Here is a 17406-nt window from a genome sequence, read left to right as displayed (position 1 = left end):
TGTCGGTCCCCGCGCCTAAGCTGACGGGGTGAGTGACGGCTACCGCGAGCACGACCGCGCCCGCGTGCTGGCCGAGGAACCCAAGGGCGCGGCGCTGGCCGGTGCGCGGCCGGACGGGCGCAGCGCGTTCGCCCGCGACCGCGCGCGGGTGCTGCATTCCGCCGCGCTGCGCAGGCTGGCGGGCAAAACGCAGGTGGTCGGGCCGGGCGAGGGCGCGGAGGTCAGCGGCGCGCCGCGGACCCGGCTCACGCATTCGCTGGAGGTCGCGCAGATCGGCCGCGGCATCGCCGAGGAGCTGGGCGCGGACCCGGACCTGGTCGACACCGCGGGGCTGGCGCACGACATCGGGCACCCGCCGTTCGGCCACAACGGCGAACGCGCGCTCGACCAGGCGGCCCAGGCGTGCGGCGGCTTCGAGGGCAACGCGCAGACGCTGCGCATCCTCACGAGGCTGGAACCCAAGGCGGTCGGGCCGGACGGCCGCACGGCGGGGCTCAACCTCACCCGGGCGTGTCTGGACGCCACCACGAAATATCCGTGGCCGCGCCGGTCCGGGGAGCCGAAATACGGCGTGTACCCGGACGACACCCCCGTGTTCGCCTGGATCCGCGAGGGCGCGCCGGGCCTGCGCCGGTGCCTGGAAGCGCAGATCATGGACTGGTCGGACGACGTGGCGTACTCGGTGCACGACGTCGAGGACGGGGTGCTGGCCGGGCGGATCCGGTTGCGGCTGCTGGCCGATCCGGAGGAACGCGCGGCGGTCGCCGAGGCCGCGGCACGGCATTTCTCCACGCTGTCGGTGTCCACTTTGGAGGGTGCGGCGAAAGAGCTGCTCGACCTGCCGGTGGTGGCCGAACTGGTGCGAGCGGAGCCGGACGGTTCGCTGCGCGCCCAGGTCGCGCTGAAGCGGCTCACCAGCGAACTGGTCGGCCGGTTCGCCTCGGCCGCGGTCACCGGCACTCGCGCGGGCTACGGCGAGGGCCCGCTCACCCGGTACGCGGCGCGGCTGGCGGTGCCGGAGCAGGTCGGGGCGGAGGTGGCGCTGCTCAAAGCGCTGGCGCTGCGGTACGTGATGAGCGATCGCCGCAGGCTGGCGATGCAGGACGGGCAACGGGAGGTGATCACCGAGCTGGTGGCGGCGCTCTGCCGCCGCGCGCCCGAGGCCCTGGACCCGCTGCTGGTGCCTGCCTGGAACGCGGCGACGGACGACGCGGCACGGTTGCGGGTGGTGGTGGACCAGGTGGCGTCGCTCACCGACGCGCAGGCATACGAATGGCACCGATGGCACACCGGACGGCACGGAACGGCGCCGCCTGCTGAACTGTGAGCTGCGGGAGCGGTGTCGTCTGCCGGACTGTGGGTCGCGGGGCGGTGCTGTCTGCCGAACCATGAGCTGCGTGGAGTGGTGCTGTCTACTGAGCCGTGAGCCGTGAGCCGGGGGACGGTGCTGTTGGACGAGCAGTGGGCCGCGGAGCGGTGCCGTTTGCCGAGTCGTGAGCTGCGGGAGCGGTGCTCGTCTGCCGGGCTTGTGAGTCGCGGAGCGGTGCCGCTTGCCGGGCTGTGAGCCGTGGAGTGGTGCTGTCTGCCGAGCCGTGAGCCGCGGGGCGGTGCCGCTTGCCGGGCCGTGGGCCGTGGAGCGGTGCTGTCTGCCGAGCGGTGAGCCGTGGAGCGGTGCTGTCTGCCGAGCGGTGAGCCGTGGAGCGGTGCTGTCTGCCGAGCCGTGAGCCGTGGTGCGGTGCTGTCTGCCGAGCCGTGAGCAGCGGAACGGCACCGCCTGCCGAACCGTGAGCCGTGGGACCACCCGTTCCGGTACGGTCGCCGCATGGCCCTGGACAGCCACCTCACTTTCACCCTGGCGTTGCACGGTGCGACCGCGCCCCCGGGAAGCGACGCGTGTCTCTCGCCGTACTCGGCGGCGAGTGCGCTCGGCCTCGCCCATCTGGCCGCCCGCGGCCGCACCGCGGACGAGCTCCGCGCGGTGCTGGGCGACGACCAGGGCGAGCTGCTGCGCGCCGCGGCCGAGCTGGGCGACGACGTTCAGCTGGCGGTCGCGAACACGCTCTGGGCGGCGGACCGGATCACCGTCGAGGACAGCTTCCAAGCCGAGCTCGTGCGCTGGCCCGGCGGCAAAGCCGAGACCGCGCCGTTCGAGACCGACCCCGAGGGTGCGCGCGAGCGGATCAACGCCGACGTGGACCAGACCACTCACGGCCTGATCCCGGAGCTGCTGCCCGAGGGCGCGATCCACCCGCACACGCGCGCCAGCCTGGTCAACGCGCTCTACCTGAAGACCGCCTGGCGGCACCCGTTCCCCGACGGGGCCACCGCGGACGCGGACTTCCACACGCCCGACGGCGTGCGCTCGGTGCCGACGATGCACCTGGACGAATCGGTCGGCTACGCGCACGAAAACGGCTGGCAGGTCGTCCGCCTGACGGCCGAGGGCGGGGTCGAGACGGTGGTCCTGCTGCCGGACGGCGACCTCGAGAGCGCTGAAGCCGCGCTCGACGGGCAGTCGTTGCGCGCGCTCGTGGAAAGCCCGAAGCAGCGCAAGATCCAGCTGTCGCTGCCCAAGATCTCTCTCGACGTGCGCGCCGACCTCGAACGGGCGTTGCAGGGCCTCGGCGTGCGCGAGCTGTTCACCGACGCCGCGGATCTCACCGGTCTCACGCCGGACCGTCCGCTGTGGGTGGACAGCATCCTGCACCAGGCCGTGCTCCGGCTGGACGAACAGGGCCTCGAAGGCGCGGCCGCCACCGCGGTCCAGATGCGCACGATGTCGCTCATCTCCGGCGAGCCGCTCGAGGTCCGGGTCGACCGGCCGTTCCTGCTGCTGGTGCGCCACGCCGAAACCGGCGCGGTGTACTTCTTCGCCCGGGTGGTGCGCCCCGCGTGAGCGTGTTCCGGCCCGAAGCAACCCCCGACGCGAAACCCGAAGCACCGCCTCGCGAACCCGGCGCGACCGCGGTCGCCGCCGCCGAACCGCGGATGCGCCGTTCCTGGGCCGACGCCGGGATCATCGGCGCGTACCTGGCGTTCTCCGTGCTGCTGTTCGGCGGCCTGTGGGCCGACCTCGGCCAGGGCTACCTGTGGAACAGCGCGTCGGACCAGAACCTGTGGGAATGGTTCTTCGACGTCACCGCGAAATCGGTGCAGCACCTGGAAAACCCGCTCACCAGCGGCCTGCAGAACTACCCGCTCGGCGTGAACATGATGGCCAACACGGCCATGCTGGGCGTCGGCATCCCGCTGACCCCGATCACGCTCGCCTTCGGCCCGACAGTCACCTGGGCGATCGTGCTCACCGGCAGTCTCGCCGGCAGCGCGGCGGCCTGGTACTGGGTGTTCTCGCGGCACCTCGTGCGGCACCGGGTGTCCGCGGCGATCGGCGGCGCGTTCGCCGGTTTCGCGCCGCCGATGATCTCGCACGCCAACGCGCATCCGAACTTCGTCGCGTGGTTCCTGCTGCCGTTCATCGCGCTCAAGGTGATCCAGCTGGCGCAGGGCAAGCGCCCGGTGCGCAACGGGATCTGGCTCGGCGTGCTCACCGCGTACCAGATTTTCCTCGGCGAAGAGCCGCTGCTGATCTTCGCGCTCGGCTTCCTGATCTTCGCGATCTCCTACTGCGTTTCGCGGCGTCGCGAGGTCAAGGCGATGGTGCGGCCGGTGCTGCTCGGCGGCGGCATCGCGGTGGTGCTGACGCTGGTGGTCGTCGCGTTCCCGCTGTGGTGGCAGTTCTTCGGCCCGGACAGCTACACCGGGCTGGAGCACGGCCAGGTCGGCAACGACACCGCCGCGATGACCCGGTTCGCGACCCAGTCGGTGTCCGGGCAGCCGGAGGCGGCGGCCGCGGTGTCGCTGAACCGCACCGAGGAGAACGCGTTCTTCGGCTGGCCGCTGATCGTGCTGATGGTCGTGGTGACAGTGTGGCTGTGGCGCGAGGTCGTGGCCCGGTCGCTGGCGATCTCGATGTTCCTGATGGCGTGGCTTTCGCTCGGCTCCGAGATCACCGTGCTGCACGAGAACACCGGCGTGCCTGGTCCGTGGAAACTGCTCGCGGACCTGCCGTTGTTCGAATCGCTGCTGGAATCGCGGCTGGCGATGGCGTGCGTGCCCGCCATCGGCGCGCTGCTGGCGATCGCGACCGACCGGGTGTTCTCCGCCGCCGCGAAGGGCGACCTGAAGCTGCCGGTACGGCTGATCTGGCTGGGGGCGGTCGCGGCCGTGCTGCTGCCGATCGCGCCGACCCAATTGCTGGTGCAGAAACGCCCGCCGACGCCCGCGTTCTTCGCCGACGGCACCTGGCAGACCTACGTCGCGCCCGGCGGCACCGTCGTGCCGGTGCCGCTGCCGAGTTCGGGGGAGTCCGAGCCGCTGCACTGGCAGATGGACGCGGGCCTGCGGTACGCGATGCCCGAGGGCTACTTCGTCGGACCGCAGGGACCGGACGACAAACGCGGCCGCTACGGCTCCTACCAGCGGCCGACCTCGACGCTGTTCGACCGGGTCCGCGACTCCAAGCAAGCGCAGGAGATCACCGACGCCGACCGGGACCAGGCGATCGAGGACCTGCGTTACTGGAACGCCAGCGTGCTCGTGCTGATCCCGCGCGAGCACAGCGACGCCTACCGCGCCACCGTCGACCTCCTGCTGCGCAAACCCGCGCAGTTCGTGGACGGCGTGTGGATCTGGGATGTGCGCCCGATCACCGGGCGCCGCTGACGCTGTCACATCTCGCGCGGCTGTCCCGTTCCTCCTTCGAACCACTCAGAAGGAGGACCCGACATGCCTCGTATCCCGGTCAAACGAGCCACCGACGGCGGCCCGGTGCTCAAGCTCTTCTACCGGATCGCCGGCAAGCGGTACGGCGCGGTTCCGGAGCCGATGGCCGTCGTGGCGCACCACCGCGGGCTGCTGCGGACCAGCATCGCGCACGAGCTGATGGCGGAGAAGGCGTCGAAGCACCTGCCCGCCAACGTGCGGGAGCTCGCGGTCTACCGCGTCGCCACGCAGATCGGCTGCTCGTGGTGCGTCGACTTCGGCACCATGCTGCAGCGGCACGAGGGCCTGGACATCGACCGGCTCAAGCACATCGACGAGTACGCGACGTCGCCGCTGTTCACCCGTCAGGAGCGGCTGGCGCTCGCGCTCGCCGACGCGATGTCCGGCCCGGCCGTCACGGTCACCGACGAGCAGATCGCCGAGCTGGTGGCCGAATTCGGCGAGAAGGGCGTGGTCGAGCTGACCTACCAGATCGGCCTGGAGAACTCGCGGGCGCGGATGAACAGCGCGCTCGGCATCGTCGACCAGGGCTTCACCTCGGGCGACGCCTGCCGGGTGCCGATGCCCTGACCGCGCGGCCCGGCCGGAGCGTCACTGCTCCGGCCGGGTGATGCGGGTGAGCTTGTCCGGGTTGACCTGGTCGTAGACGCCGACGATGCGGCCGTCGCGCAGGCTGAACGTCTGGACGCGCTCGTCGAGGGCCAGGTAGCCGTCGACCGCGGGCAGCTGCGGCAGCCACAGGCCGAGGTCGCCGTTGACGAGCACCGGCCGCCCGTTCGCCATCGTGCCCGGCGCGTACTTCGCCAGCACCCCGAGCACGAAGCGGGCGACCTTGTCCGGTCCGACGATCATCCGGCGGCTGGTGCGCGAGCGGCCGTCGGAATCGCCGATCATGACCACGTCCGGGTGCAGCAGTTCGGTGACCGCGCGGATGTCGCCCGCCAGCAGCGCGACGACGAACTTCTCCAGCACCGCCTGCTGCTGCGCCAGTTCGAGCCGGGCGGGCGGGTCGGAGTCCTCGACCGCGCGGCGGCCGCGCGAGGCGTGCTGGCGCGCGGCCGCCGGGCTGCAGCCCAGGACATCGGCGATCTCGGCGAACGGCACCGCGAACGCGTCGTGCAGCACGAACGCCACGCGCTGCTCGGGCGTGAGCCGGTCGAGCACCACCATCGCGGCCATCCGCAGGCCGTCGTCGCGCACCGCGGCCTCGAGCGGATCCTCGCTCGCCGGCGCGCCGAACGGCGTGACGATCGGTTCGGGCAGCCATTCGCCCACGTACTTCTCGCGCTGCACGGCCGCCGACCGCAGCCGGTCGAGGCAGATCCGCCCGACCACGGCGGTCAGCCAGCCGCGCAGGTCGCGGATCCCGGCGCGGCCGGCGTCGTCGAGCCCGGACAGCCGCAGCCAGGCCTCCTGCGCCGCGTCCTCGGCGTCCGCGCGGGTGCCGGTGAGCCGGTAGGCCGCTCTGATCAGGTGCGGCCGGTGGACGTCGAACTCGGCGGCGAAGTCCTCCAGCGCGGTCGTGGTGCCCATGTCCCGAGTGTGCCGCACGGCGCGGCGGCGGGGAGAACTATTGTGGTGCCGTGGCAGGACTGATTCGGGAGAGCGATATCGCGGAGGTGCGTGAGCGCAACCGGATCGACGAGGTCGTGGGGGAGTACGTCGCGCTGCGCCGTGCCGGCGGGGGCAGCCTGAAGGGCCTGTGCCCGTTCCACAACGAGAAGACCCCGTCGTTCAACGTGCGCCCCACTCACGGGACCTTCCACTGCTTCGGCTGTGGCGAGGGCGGCGACGTCATCAAGTTCATTCAGAAGATCGACCTCGTGTCGTTCGTGGAGGCGGTCGAGCGGCTCGCCGACCGCGTCGGGATCCGGCTGACCTACGAGGGCGGCGGCGCGTCGGTGCAGCGCGACCGCGGCACCCGGTCCCGGCTGATCGAGGCGCACCGCGCGGCGGCCGAGTTCTACGTCGAGCAGCTCGTGACCGACGAGGCGCGGGCGGCGCGGGACTTCCTGTCCGAGCGCGGTTTCGACGCCGCCGCGGCCAAGCAGTTCGGCTGCGGGTTCGCGCCCGGCGGCTGGGACAAGCTCACCAAGCACCTGCTCAACCGCGGGTTCGAGGTGAAGGAGCTGATCGCGTCCGGCCTGTCGAAGGAGGGCCAGCGCGGCCCGATGGACCGGTTCCACCGGCGGCTGGTGTGGCCGATCCGCGACGTCGGCAACGACGTGGTCGGCTTCGGCGCGCGGCGCCTGTTCGACGACGACCGGATCTCGGCGAAGTACCTCAACACCTCCGAAACGCAGATCTACAAGAAGTCGCAGGTCATGTTCGGCCTCGACCAGGCCAAGCGGGAGATCGCGAAACGGCACCAGGTCGTCGTGGTCGAGGGCTACACCGACGTGATGGCGATGCACGCGGCGGGCGTGCCGACCGCGGTCGCGTCCTCGGGCACCGCGTTCGGAGAGGACCACATGAAGGTCCTGCGGCGGCTGATGATGGACGACGACGCCTTCCGCGGCGAAGTCATCTTCACCTTCGACGGCGACGAGGCGGGCCAGAAAGCGGCGCTCAAGGCGTTCGAGGGCGACCAGACGTTCGCCGGGCAGACCTACATCGCGGTCGCGCCGGACGGGATGGACCCGTGCGAGCTGCGCATCGCGAAGGGCGACGCCGCGGTGCGCGACCTGGTGGCCCGGCGCACGCCGCTGTTCGAGTTCGTGATCAAGAGCATGCTGAAGCAGTTCGACCTGGATTCGGTCGACGGCCAGGTCGCCGCGCTGCAGAAGACCGTGCCGATGGTCGCCGCGATCAAGGACCGGGCGAGCCGGGACGGGTACGCGTCGAAGCTCGCCTGGTGGGTCGGCTGGCAGGACGTCGCGCAGGTGGTCAACCGGGTGCGCGGCGCGGCCGGGGCGGCGGCGCGGCGCGGTCCGGCCGAACCGCAGCAGCGGCGGTCCGCGGCCCGGCAGGAGGCCCCGGCGCCCGAGCCGGACAAGCAGGATCTGCCGCGTCCCGCGCCGAACGACCCCCGGTTCGTCGGGCAGCGCGAGGCGCTCAAGGCCGCGCTGCAGCAGCCCGCGATCGCCGGTCCGGAGTACGACTCGCTGCCCGAAGAAGCGTTCACGCACCCGGTGTACGTGGCGGTGCACCTGGCCGTGCTGAAGGCGGGCGGGGCGGCGTCCGGGCTCACCGGGCCCGCGCTGCTGGATGCCGCGTCGGCGCACTGTCCGGAAGGGACGGTCCGCCGCGTGCTCAGCGAACTGGCGGTGGAACCGTTGCGCGCCTTGGGAGAAGTGGACTCGCGCTACATCTCCGGCGTGCTCGCGGGCGTGCAGGAGAACCTCGTCGGCAGGCAGATCGGCGAGATCAAGTCGAAGCTGCAGCGGCTGTCGCCGGTCGAGGCCCCGGACGACTACCGGGCCCTGTTCGGCGACCTGGTCGCGCTGGAGCAGTACCGGAAGTCGCTGCGCGAGCAGGCGGCGAGCGGGTGGGAGTGACGTGGGACTGCTGAACCGGTTCTTCGGCGGCGGCGTGCCCCCGGGATTCCCCGGCACGCTGGACAAGGGCGAGGATCCGGTCGCCGCGGCCGCGGTCGAGGGCGGCGGGCACCTCGTGGTGACGTCGCTGGGCCTGTGGATCCCGTCCGGCGACGGCACGACGCGGCGGGTCGGCTGGCATCTGGTGGGCAAGGCGACCTGGGGCGACGGCGTGTTCACGCTGACCGAATCGGAGGAGACCGGGCGCGCGGGCGCGGTCGCGGTGCTGGCCGACCGCGAGCCGGTGCGGTTCCGGCTGCCGCAGCCGGGGAAGGTGCCGCAGCAGGTGCGTGTGCGCGTCGACGGCTCGGTGCGGGGACGGCACCGGCACGAGTTCCCCGAGGGCGGCGCGTGGTTCGTCCAGCGCAAGGTCCCCGGCCGCGACGGGGTGGAACTGCAGGTCCGCCCCGATCCGGGCACCGACCCGGCGCTGGTCGAGGCGGTCGCGGCGGAGGTCGCGGAGAAGCTGGCCAACCGGGGCGAGTAGCAGTACGCTCGTACTCAGTACGTATGTACTGTTTACTGGCGGGAGGCTGCTCATGTGGGATCCGGCGAAGTACCTCGACTACTCCGACCTGCGCGGCCGGCCGTTCTATGACCTGATCGGGCGAATCTCGGCGACCGAGCCCCGCCGGGTCGTCGACCTGGGGTGCGGCCCCGGCACGCTGACCCTCGACCTGGCGCTCCGCTGGCCCGACGCGGTGCTGGAAGCGATGGACAGCTCGCCGGAGATGGTCGCCGCGGCCCGCGAACGCGGGGTGGCCGCCGAGGTCGGCGACGTCCGGACGTGGACCCCGAAGCCGGACACCGACGTGGTCGTCTCGAACGCCGTCCTCCAGTGGGTGCCCGGACACGAAGACCTGCTGCGCCGGTGGGCCGCGGAACTCCCCGCCGGCGCGGTGCTGGCAGTGCAGGTCCCCGGCAACTTCTCGGCCCCCTCGCACGCCCTCAGCCGTCAGTTAGCCACTTCTCCGGCGTGGGCTTCCCGGCTGTCCTCGGTCACTCTGCGCGCCGAAGACGCCGTCGGCGAACCCCGCGACTACGCGAACCTCCTCGCCGACGCCGGATGCCTGGTCGACGCGTGGGAAACCACGTACGTGCAACAACTTTCCGGCCCGCGTGCCGTCCTGGAGTGGATCACCGGAACCGCACTCCGCCCCATCCGCGCCGCCCTGGGCGACGAGGACTGGGCGGCTTTCCAGGACGACCTGGCCCCGCTGCTGGACGAGGCCTACCCGCCACGCGCGGACGGGACCACGTGGTTCGAGTTCCGGCGGATCTTCTTCGTGGCCAAGATTCCCGGCTGATGTCGTACTGGAACACGAACGTCGCCCGTCATGCGGGCATCCTTCGTGCCGTGCCCGCTGGATGCGCGACCGCGCTGGACGTCGGCTGCGGAGACGGCCTGCTGGTGCGGAAACTGGCTGACGCGGTGCCGAAGGTCACCGGCATCGACAAGTCGCCGGAGATGGTGGCTCAGGCCCGTTCGCTGTCCGACGACACCTTCGTCGAGGGAGATTTTCTCTCCGCCGACCTCGGCGCCTACGACTTCGTCTGCTCAGTGGCCACCATCCACCACCTGGATTTCGAAGCCGCCCTCACCCGGATGCGGGACCTGCTGCACCCGGGCGGCGCACTGGTAGTCGTCGGCCTGGCCCGAGACGCGAGCGCGACGGACCGGGCAGCGACGATCGCGGCAGCACCGATCGTGCGAATCGCGAAGACAGTCCGCCGCGCCCACGGCCCGGAGGGCATGCCAGCGATGAAGCCGCGGATGAGCTACCGCGAGGTGCGCACGACAGCGCAGCGGTTGCTGCCAGGCGTGCGCTACCGCCGACACGTGCTGCGCCGGTACTCGCTTACCTGGCAAAAGCCGTCCTGAGCTGGGCTTGCTCAGCCGTTCCCGCGCCCGAACCTCTCGCCGAGCTTCGCCCGCGCCACCCCGGCGGCCCCCTGGACCATCGGATGGTCGGCCAGTTTGCGGTAGGTGCGCACGATCTGCTCGTACCGTCCCCGGCCGGCCTTGGTGCCCAGCACGTACCCCAGGCCCACGCCCAGCAGGAACTTCTTCATCAGCGGCCACACCTCTTCCTCAGCAGGACTTCCGACTGTCCATTGTCCAACACAACCGGCTCCCGTGCGGGGCCGCCGAAAACCCACCCCCCCTGTGCGAGGCGGGAACGGCATGGGCTAAAGTTCTTCCCGTCAGCCCGGAGAGATCCGGACCGGCGGAGCACGATCCCCTGTAGCTCAACTGGCAGAGCATTCGGCTGTTAACCGGAGGGTTCTTGGTTCGAGTCCAAGCGGGGGAGCTCAAAGCCCAGGTCTGAGACCTGGGCTTTTTTACTGCCCATGAGTGGGGGCGATTTAGTGTCGATTTTGACGGTCGTCCAGATGGCCGGCTGTCGAGCCGTTGGTGGTCGCCTGCAGTAGCCGGTGGCGCTTCGGAGACGTGGGACTCCGATGGCGCGCTTACCGCTATCGACACTGGAGTGGTTGGGCTCGCTCGATAGTCGATTCGTTTGTCGATGCGTGCACGCGACGTCCTCGAGCAGCTTCAGGTTGCTGATCGAGCCTTGGAACCGCGCGTGGCGTGGCGGGCGGGTCGTGGCCGCGTGAATGTCCCCGGTGCCTCGCTGCGCGGTTCGGGTGCGATGGTGGTGGGGTTCGTCGCGGACGAGTTGATCCGGCTGTCCGAAGGTCGTAGCCGTGTGGACGAGCCAGAGCCGTGATCGAGCGGTGGACTGGTTCGTCGTTCGGAGATCCCGTGTTGGGAGGTCAATCGCGGTGCAGCACGGCGCAGGGCCAGTAGCCGTCGCGCGGGGTTGCGGGTCATGGTCGCCGCGGTCATGCAGATCTGGGCGCGACGACCGCGCTGTCTGCGCTTGTCGTGCCGTGGTGGTATCGCGACCTGATCCAGCGTTTCTGGGGGTGAAGTCCCGCTCGGCGCTGCGGTTTTGCAGGCTTCCGGATTAGACAGCAGCGGCCTGAAGGCGTCGAAACTGTGCGTTCAGAATACGGGGATGTGTTGTTTCGGATTCGGTGCCGACTGTATTGAGTAAGATTCTTGACGGTCATGGCCTTATTGGTGAATTCAGTCGGCGTGCAGTTAGCTGGAGACGATGCGTCCGTGAGTTGTCCAATGGGTCGCGCAGCTTATGGCGTCGCTCCATACCGGTGGGGACCGCGTTGGCTGAGCGTCTCCGGCCTGCGGGAACAGCACTGCTGACCCTCTCACTGTCAGTGAGAATAGGGTCACTCTAAGTCTGCGGGTTGACGCTGGCAGGTCGAGAATGGCGTGGTCAACCCCTGTCGTTCGCTACCGTTGGGTGCCGTTCGCGGACGTTGCTCACGCACGTCTGCTCCAGGGTTGCTCCAGGAAAATTCGTGAGAATGCGCGCTACAAATCTGCTTGGCGCGGCTGCCGTCAGGCGGCCCATCTGTGCAGGCCAGCGTCTGCAGCAGATGAGGCAAGGTCTCGAACGGTTGAACTTCGAGTCGTTTGCGCTTGGCTTCACTGCGGTTGAGGCGACCTGGGGCGATCAGTTCCCGGGCCTGATCCGGTTCTGCGTAAGCCGATCGATCACCTGGCTCGGCAGGCAGCCGTTCTCGGTCACCCGCGCCGGTTGGGCGCTTGAACAGGTCGAGGTCTCAACGCGCCAGCTCAGTTCCCCGACCGCCGCCGGTCGCCGGCGGGCTGTGCGCGGACCGGAACCTGCACAAAGTGACCCCATGGTTGCTTATTGTGTGGTCCGATAGAGAGGGCGGCCGAGTACGGTGAGTGTTGGAGTGGGTCGTTTCCGTGGTGGACGGACCGGGGTTCCACATTGACGTCGACAAGGTGGCGGAAGCCGGGAGCGGGATCAGCCGAAGCGTCACAGACCAACAGGGGTTCCAGCTCCGCGGCCTCTGCGGTGATGTCGAGCTGTATGGCCACCAGGGTGTGCACGACGGGTTGATGGACTTCTTCACGCGATGGTCCGACGGCCTCGACATCCTCACCGACGACGCCGACAAGATCGGCGTCACCCTCACCAGAGCCGCGAACGCTTACCGCGGAATCGACGATGCGACAGCTCGGACCCTCCGGACCGATCCCGGCCAGCAGGCGGTCAATGATGGCTGAGCTCGGCCAAACCCAGGACCCAGCCGCCCTGATCCCCGGCAACCCGGAGGCGATCGAAGAGAACGCGCGCGTCCTGCAAGCGCGTGCCGGAGAAGCCGGCGGTGCGGCCGACGGCCTGAAAGCGATCGACACCGGCGCGTGGCAAGGCCCGGCCGCAACAGCATTCCACGACAAATTCTCGTACGAACCCGGAAAGTGGTACGCCGCGGCCGACTCCCTGCAGGCCGCCAGCGGGGCGCTGAACGACTACGCCGGCACGCTGCGATGGGCGCAAGCTCAGGCGGCCGAGGCCGTCTCGCTGTGGACTCAAGGCCAAGCCGCAACCCAGCAGGCCAAGGCGTCCTACGACCAGGCTACCGCGCAGGCACAGGCGAACAACCAGCCTCCGCCTGTCTTCGCCGATCCGGGTGAGACACAGCGGCAAGCCGCTCGGGACGCGCTCAACCGCGCTCGCGCCCAGCTCGCGGACAGCGGCAACATCACCGCGCAGACGCTGCGCGACCGTGCCGGTCAGGCGCCGCAGAAATCAGGCTGGCTCGACGACGTCGGGGATACGCTCGCGCAGGCCGGCGCGGATGTCGTCAACGCTATGGCATCGGCCGGGAACGCCATGCTCAACCACCCCCTGGATACCCTCGCGGCCGCGGGCGGCATCGGCCTGACCGTGATCAGCGGTGCGGGGGGAAGGCTTGGGCGGGGTCCTGGACGCGACCGGCGTCGGCGCGGTCGCCGGCGTACCGCTGAACGTCGTGTCTGCGGCGGGCATCGCGGCCGGGGTCTCGATGACGGGGGCAGCTGTCACGGATCTCGCAGGTCACGCCGCTGGCGACGACCGGGTTGAACCTCTCCAAGTCAACAGCAGCAGCGAGAGCGCGGGAAGTTCTGCAGCGGACTCGTCGCCGCCGGCGGGCGCACAGGACGGCTGGGCCTCCCGGCCGTCCAACAATGGCAAGGGAACCGTGTGGCAGAAACCGGGTTCCTCCGGTGACGCGAATTCCGTCCGAGTCATGGAACCCGGAGCGGATCCGCGATACCCGAACGGCTACGTCAAGTTCACCAACGAACACAACCAGCCTGTTAAGCTTGACGGCAAGCCGGGATCCAGGGCGGAAACCCATATCCCACGCAACGCAGACGGATCGTACCCGACCCCGAAAGGATGGTAGCCGTGAATCTCGGCCTTGAGGGAAAGAAGCTGCTCTCCATAACGGTCGAATACAGTGCCGTCCTGCATTTCTCCGACGACTACACGGCGCGCATCGAATCACCGTTCAGCTTCAATGTGCCAGGGAGAGAGTACAGTTTTTCCCCGGAGAGCGATCCGCAAGAATCATTTCAGCCGATGGATGTCTTGGTGTCTCAAGTCGTAGCGAAGTCCGATGCGGACGATTCTGGCACGTTGCGAATAGCGTTCGGCAACGGCGCTGCGATCCAGGCGGAGAAAGACGACGAATACGAAGCATGGACAGTATCCGGGCCTGACGGATTCCTGGTCGTCTCCATGCCTGGCGGAGAACTCGCAACCTGGGACGCCAAGCCCGACGCTCCTTGACGAGGTTCGCCCGCCGCGTGCGACGGCGAGAAGGTGGTCCGCTAAGGCGCGGATGGCGTGACATCGAGATAGCCGGGAGTATTGCGATCGAGTCGCTAGTGTTCGGCCCTGGCGAGCCTTTGCTGGACGACAGCGCCGAGTTCGGCAGATGGACGGATTGGCTCGGCGTCCCCCGGCACACGTTCTCCACTGTCTTGGGCACCGTCACGGCGGCAGGGTTGAACAACGCCGAGGCCTTCCCGATGCTGCGGCCCGGTCTCGGCCTCGCAGCCGAGCGGCAGCGGCGTGAGGTATGCCGGTGCCGGCGAGGCGATCGAGGGGAGCGACCTCTATCCGGGTGCCCGGCCGGCGTTGGCTGCCCTCCGCGCGAGCGCGGCGTGGGTGGGTGTTGCCGACAATCAGACAGAGAAGGCCGCTCGGCTGCTGCGCGCACTGGAGCTTCCATCGGCCGGGCCGTTGCAGGGGCTCGACGATCATGTGCAGGTCAGAATGTCTAGCAGTTGCGGTGTCCGCGTGAGGTGCGGGTTTCGCGATCAACGTCCGGGGCAGGGAGCTCGTGCGGTAGTTTGAGGACGGAGTGATGACGGGGCGTGGGGGCATCACATGGGGAGATCGGGTGACGGTTCTCCGCCTGACGCAGGCGAGGACGTGTCGGCCGGGAGGCACCGGATGCCAGTGCGGCGCGGGTTGGAACGGCTCGTCGGGCCCGAGGTACGCGAGGACGGCGGGTCTTGGGTACCGGTTCGAGCCTGTTGAAGTCGAGCAGTTGCGGCTCGTGCAAACGTCATTGCAGCGCATGGTCGACCACAACGTGATTGTGCAGCGGACCGCATACGCGTACCTCAACGCGCTGAAAAAAGCCAACGGAACGTATGCGCCGCTTGATGCTTGGCAAAGTGAATCCCGGAAAGCCCGCTCTTGGCGGCATGTATTAATAGGATATTGGTGACTCTTTCTCGATTTCGTCTTGCCCTGGCCGGTATCGCAGGCGTGGTGGCTGTCGGGGTCAGCGGGTGTTCCGAACCGACTCAGGGGACGGCAAGCCCGGTGCCTTCCGGTGCCAGCCAGAGTGGTTCGCCCTCGTCGTCGGGGAGCGACAATGTGGAGGCTCCGAGGGTTGCGGCTCCGGTCAATGTGGACAAGTACCTCGCGGATCCGTGCAGCATGTTGACACCGTCGCAGCTGTCCGCGTTGCAGCTGAGCCAGCCCGAGGCTGACAAGGCGTCCAGCAGCGTCGGCTGCGGTTGGCGGTTCAGCGACGGGTACACGGCCGTCAGCGCCACGTTTCTGACCACGGTCAAGAACGGCCTGACGAACACCTATCGGCAAAACGCTTTCGGTTATTACAAAGACGGTTACTTCGAGCCGACGGTCGTGAGCGGTTTTCCGGCCGTGCTGGCCAACACCGCGGACCGCCGCAGTCAAGGACAGGTGACCATGCTGGTCGGAGTGTCGGATCAGACCGAAATGCTGGTGCTGATCCAGGGCCCGCCCGGTAGCAACGCCACGACAGCGGCCACGAACGTGACCAAGGCTGTCCTGTCGACGATGCAAGGCAAGTAGTGAGCTTGCGGGGCGGTCGATGTCCGTGCAGTAGATGTACGACAACTTCGCGACCGGTGGCGGGTCGGACGGGTTGAGGCAGGCGGCCGCCTACGTCGCCTCGTCCAGGCACATTGCGAGGTCCGGGCCGCGACTTGCCGCCCTCGGAGGCACGCACAGGGACGGCGTCGCTGCACTTTGGTCCGGTCGCCGAGTTCTCGCGTCTGAATCATGCCAGCAGAAGGCGCGGCTTCCGCGCTGCCGCTTTTGTCGGTAGGCCGTGGCACGCATTGGCCAATGCATGAGAAAGACAGTCTCGACCCTCGAACGGACGCAGCGCACGAGAACCTCAGCCTGGTGTCCACCCCGGATTTGCTGGGCAGGTATGCGGCGATACTGCGGGAGCTGCGTGACCGCGGGGTCGTAAGAACCCGGAACGCGCTGCTGGGGGACTATGCCGAACACCTCGCGGCCAAGGCCTATGCCGGCGAGCTCGTACCGAATTCGGTCAAGTCCTACGACTTGCTCGCCGCGGACGGCCGCCGGATCCAGGTGAAAGCCCGGGCCATGGGGCCGGACACGCGGTCAGGCGCTGTCTTCTCCGCCTTCCGTTCCTTCGACTTCGACATCGCCGTGCTCATAGCCTTCGACAGCACGACCTACGAGCTGCGGTGGGCCCGTGAGGTGCCGGCCGCCGACATCGAAACCGCCGGACGGCATTCGTCCCATATCAACGGACGGCTGATCAGAATCAGCACTGGCGCCAAGCTCGGCGACGATGTCACTGCCCGGTTCAAGGATGTCATGTCCCATTAGCCGGGTTCCGGCAGTTGGCGGAGTCTGTGCCAGTGCATCCGAGGACGCGCGGCGCGAGCGGGTCGATTCCGGAGTGCTCGATGCGATTGCGATCTTGGGCCGAGTCCGGACGGCCCTGGGTGCCACGACCTCACCGGGGCCCGGTGTACGACGTAAGCACCGGAAATCTCTGCCTCCGCGGCCGCACCGGAACCGATCTGGCCAAAAATCCCCGAACGCCCTGTCGAGTCGCGGCCGATCCGTTCGTCTTCCTCTTGTCAACGCACCCACGGCCGTGGCGGGCACCCGCCGGGAACTCGGCTCCTTCTGGAAGGACACCACCCGATGAGCACCACCTCGCAAGATCCGACCGTCCTGCACTTCGACATCCTCGTCGACGTTCCCCTCGAGCGGGCCTTCCGCGTGTTCACCGAGCGGTTCGACGAGGTCAAGCCTCGCGAGCACAACCTCCTCGCGGTGCCGATCGAACGGACCGTGCTGGAGGCTGAGGCCGGTGGCACCGTGTACGACCTCGGTTCCGACGGCAGCCGGTGCACCTGGGCGCGGGTGCTTGCCTGCGAGCCGCCGGATCGGCTGGTTCTCAGCTGGGACATCAGCCCTCGCTGGCAGTTGGAGTCCGATCCCGGTCGTACCAGCGAGGTGGAGATCCGGTTCGTCGCCGAGGGGGCCGGGCGCACCCGGGTCGTGCTCGAGCATCGGCATCTCGACCGGCACGGCGAAGGCTGGGAGAGCTTCGCGGGCCTCGGCTCCGGTTCTGGCTGGCCGTTGTACCTCGACCGGTTCCGGGCCGCGACGGAGCGGGATGCCGCGGGAAGCTGACAACGTCCTTGCCGGGACTGATTCCGGCAAGGCGCGCGCGACATGGATGGCCCCGGCTGCGACGAGCGGTCGGGGCCATTGACCTTCGGCGTCGATTCCTTGTTCGCCGGTGCGGATTAATCGCGAAAAGAACTCCGGCGAAAGTGTTGATCATCATTCATCGGTCAATTCCGACACCGGCAACGGTAGCGAGCAAAGTCCTTGCTGGACAACGGGTTGCGCCACTCGAATGG

The 17406-nt window shown here is 69.0% G+C and carries 16 protein-coding genes and 1 tRNA gene; 15 read left to right on the top strand and 2 right to left on the bottom strand.

What is annotated here, in order from left to right; translation table 11 throughout:
* The first annotated feature begins 28 nt into the window (after nt 1–28).
* From DMP23_RS21825 to DMP23_RS21810, 4 genes are all read left to right on the top strand, one after another.
* Nucleotides 29–1327: a deoxyguanosinetriphosphate triphosphohydrolase gene (locus DMP23_RS21825; RefSeq protein ID WP_337822358.1), complete on the top strand. Its 1299-nt coding sequence runs from the start codon at nt 29–31 to the stop codon at nt 1325–1327.
* Nucleotides 1328–1822: 495 nt separating this feature from the next.
* Complete coding sequence (locus DMP23_RS21820) at nt 1823–2896, top strand: serpin family protein (protein ID WP_337822357.1); 1074 nt, start codon at nt 1823–1825, stop codon at nt 2894–2896.
* 92 nt (nt 2897–2988) lie between these two features.
* Complete coding sequence (locus tag DMP23_RS21815) at nt 2989–4722, top strand: YfhO family protein (RefSeq protein WP_240691556.1); 1734 nt, start codon at nt 2989–2991, stop codon at nt 4720–4722.
* A gap of 63 nt (nt 4723–4785) precedes the next feature.
* Nucleotides 4786–5352: a carboxymuconolactone decarboxylase family protein gene (locus DMP23_RS21810; protein ID WP_037813540.1), complete on the top strand. Its 567-nt coding sequence runs from the start codon at nt 4786–4788 to the stop codon at nt 5350–5352.
* Nucleotides 5353–5373: 21 nt separating this feature from the next.
* Here the strand turns inward: DMP23_RS21810 and sigJ are convergent, their stop codons facing one another.
* On the bottom strand, nt 5374–6315 hold the full coding sequence (gene sigJ / locus DMP23_RS21805) for an RNA polymerase sigma factor SigJ (RefSeq protein ID WP_337822356.1): 942 nt from the start codon (nt 6313–6315) through the stop codon (nt 5374–5376).
* A 50-nt stretch (nt 6316–6365) separates the two neighbouring features.
* Between sigJ and dnaG the strand changes: the two genes are divergently transcribed.
* Genes dnaG through DMP23_RS21785 form a run of 4 tightly spaced genes read left to right on the top strand, consistent with a single transcriptional unit; the run spans nt 6366 to nt 10200 of the window.
* Nucleotides 6366–8279 carry a DNA primase gene (dnaG, locus tag DMP23_RS21800; RefSeq protein WP_037813536.1) on the top strand — a complete coding sequence of 638 codons (1914 nt, stop codon included), beginning with the start codon at nt 6366–6368 and terminating at the stop codon, nt 8277–8279.
* 1 nt (nt 8280) lies between these two features.
* Nucleotides 8281–8805: a hypothetical protein gene (locus DMP23_RS21795; RefSeq protein WP_051728993.1), complete on the top strand. Its 525-nt coding sequence runs from the start codon at nt 8281–8283 to the stop codon at nt 8803–8805.
* A 52-nt stretch (nt 8806–8857) separates the two neighbouring features.
* A complete protein-coding gene (locus DMP23_RS21790; RefSeq protein WP_337822355.1) occupies nt 8858–9625 on the top strand; it encodes a trans-aconitate 2-methyltransferase in 768 nt (255 codons plus the stop codon).
* Nucleotides 9625–10200 carry a class I SAM-dependent methyltransferase gene (locus DMP23_RS21785; RefSeq protein ID WP_337822354.1) on the top strand — a complete coding sequence of 192 codons (576 nt, stop codon included), beginning with the start codon at nt 9625–9627 and terminating at the stop codon, nt 10198–10200. The genes DMP23_RS21790 and DMP23_RS21785 overlap by 1 nt, the downstream gene beginning before the upstream one ends.
* An 11-nt stretch (nt 10201–10211) precedes the next feature.
* Here DMP23_RS21785 and DMP23_RS21780 read toward each other — a convergent pair whose 3' ends face one another.
* Nucleotides 10212–10391, bottom strand: a complete 180-nt coding sequence (locus DMP23_RS21780) for a hypothetical protein (RefSeq protein ID WP_037362580.1) — start codon at nt 10389–10391, stop codon at nt 10212–10214.
* A gap of 166 nt (nt 10392–10557) precedes the next feature.
* On the opposite strand from DMP23_RS21780, the gene DMP23_RS21775 reads away from it, so the two are divergent.
* The 7 genes from DMP23_RS21775 to DMP23_RS21745 all read left to right on the top strand — a co-directional run bounded on the left by DMP23_RS21775 (nt 10558) and on the right by DMP23_RS21745 (nt 17173).
* A tRNA-Asn gene (locus DMP23_RS21775) sits at nt 10558–10630 on the top strand.
* A gap of 1490 nt (nt 10631–12120) precedes the next feature.
* Complete coding sequence (locus DMP23_RS21770; protein ID WP_337822353.1) at nt 12121–12444, top strand: hypothetical protein; 324 nt, start codon at nt 12121–12123, stop codon at nt 12442–12444.
* Entirely contained in the window at nt 12437–13285 is an 849-nt protein-coding gene (locus DMP23_RS21765) for a putative T7SS-secreted protein (RefSeq protein WP_337822352.1), read from the top strand. Before DMP23_RS21770 ends, DMP23_RS21765 begins: the two co-directional genes overlap by 8 nt.
* Nucleotides 13286–13612: 327 nt before the next feature.
* The gene (locus tag DMP23_RS21760) at nt 13613–13996 is read left to right on the top strand and encodes a DUF6188 family protein (protein ID WP_337822351.1); all 384 of its coding nucleotides are present in this window, start codon (nt 13613–13615) and stop codon (nt 13994–13996) included.
* Between the two features lie 945 nt (nt 13997–14941).
* Entirely contained in the window at nt 14942–15559 is a 618-nt protein-coding gene (locus DMP23_RS21755) for a DUF3558 domain-containing protein (RefSeq protein ID WP_337822350.1), read from the top strand.
* 210 nt (nt 15560–15769) lie between these two features.
* On the top strand, nt 15770–16354 hold the full coding sequence (locus DMP23_RS21750; protein ID WP_337822349.1) for a DUF6998 domain-containing protein: 585 nt from the start codon (nt 15770–15772) through the stop codon (nt 16352–16354).
* Nucleotides 16355–16678: 324 nt separating this feature from the next.
* Nucleotides 16679–17173: an SRPBCC family protein gene (locus DMP23_RS21745; RefSeq protein ID WP_134662991.1), complete on the top strand. Its 495-nt coding sequence runs from the start codon at nt 16679–16681 to the stop codon at nt 17171–17173.
* Nucleotides 17174–17406 lie beyond the last annotated feature (233 nt).

It is taken from the genome of Amycolatopsis sp. A1MSW2902 (genome assembly GCF_017312175.1).
GTDB classification, from domain to species: domain Bacteria; phylum Actinomycetota; class Actinomycetes; order Mycobacteriales; family Pseudonocardiaceae; genus Amycolatopsis; species Amycolatopsis nivea.
The sequence above is the reverse complement of the archived record's forward strand: the minus strand, read 5'-3'. Positions and strand labels throughout refer to the sequence as shown.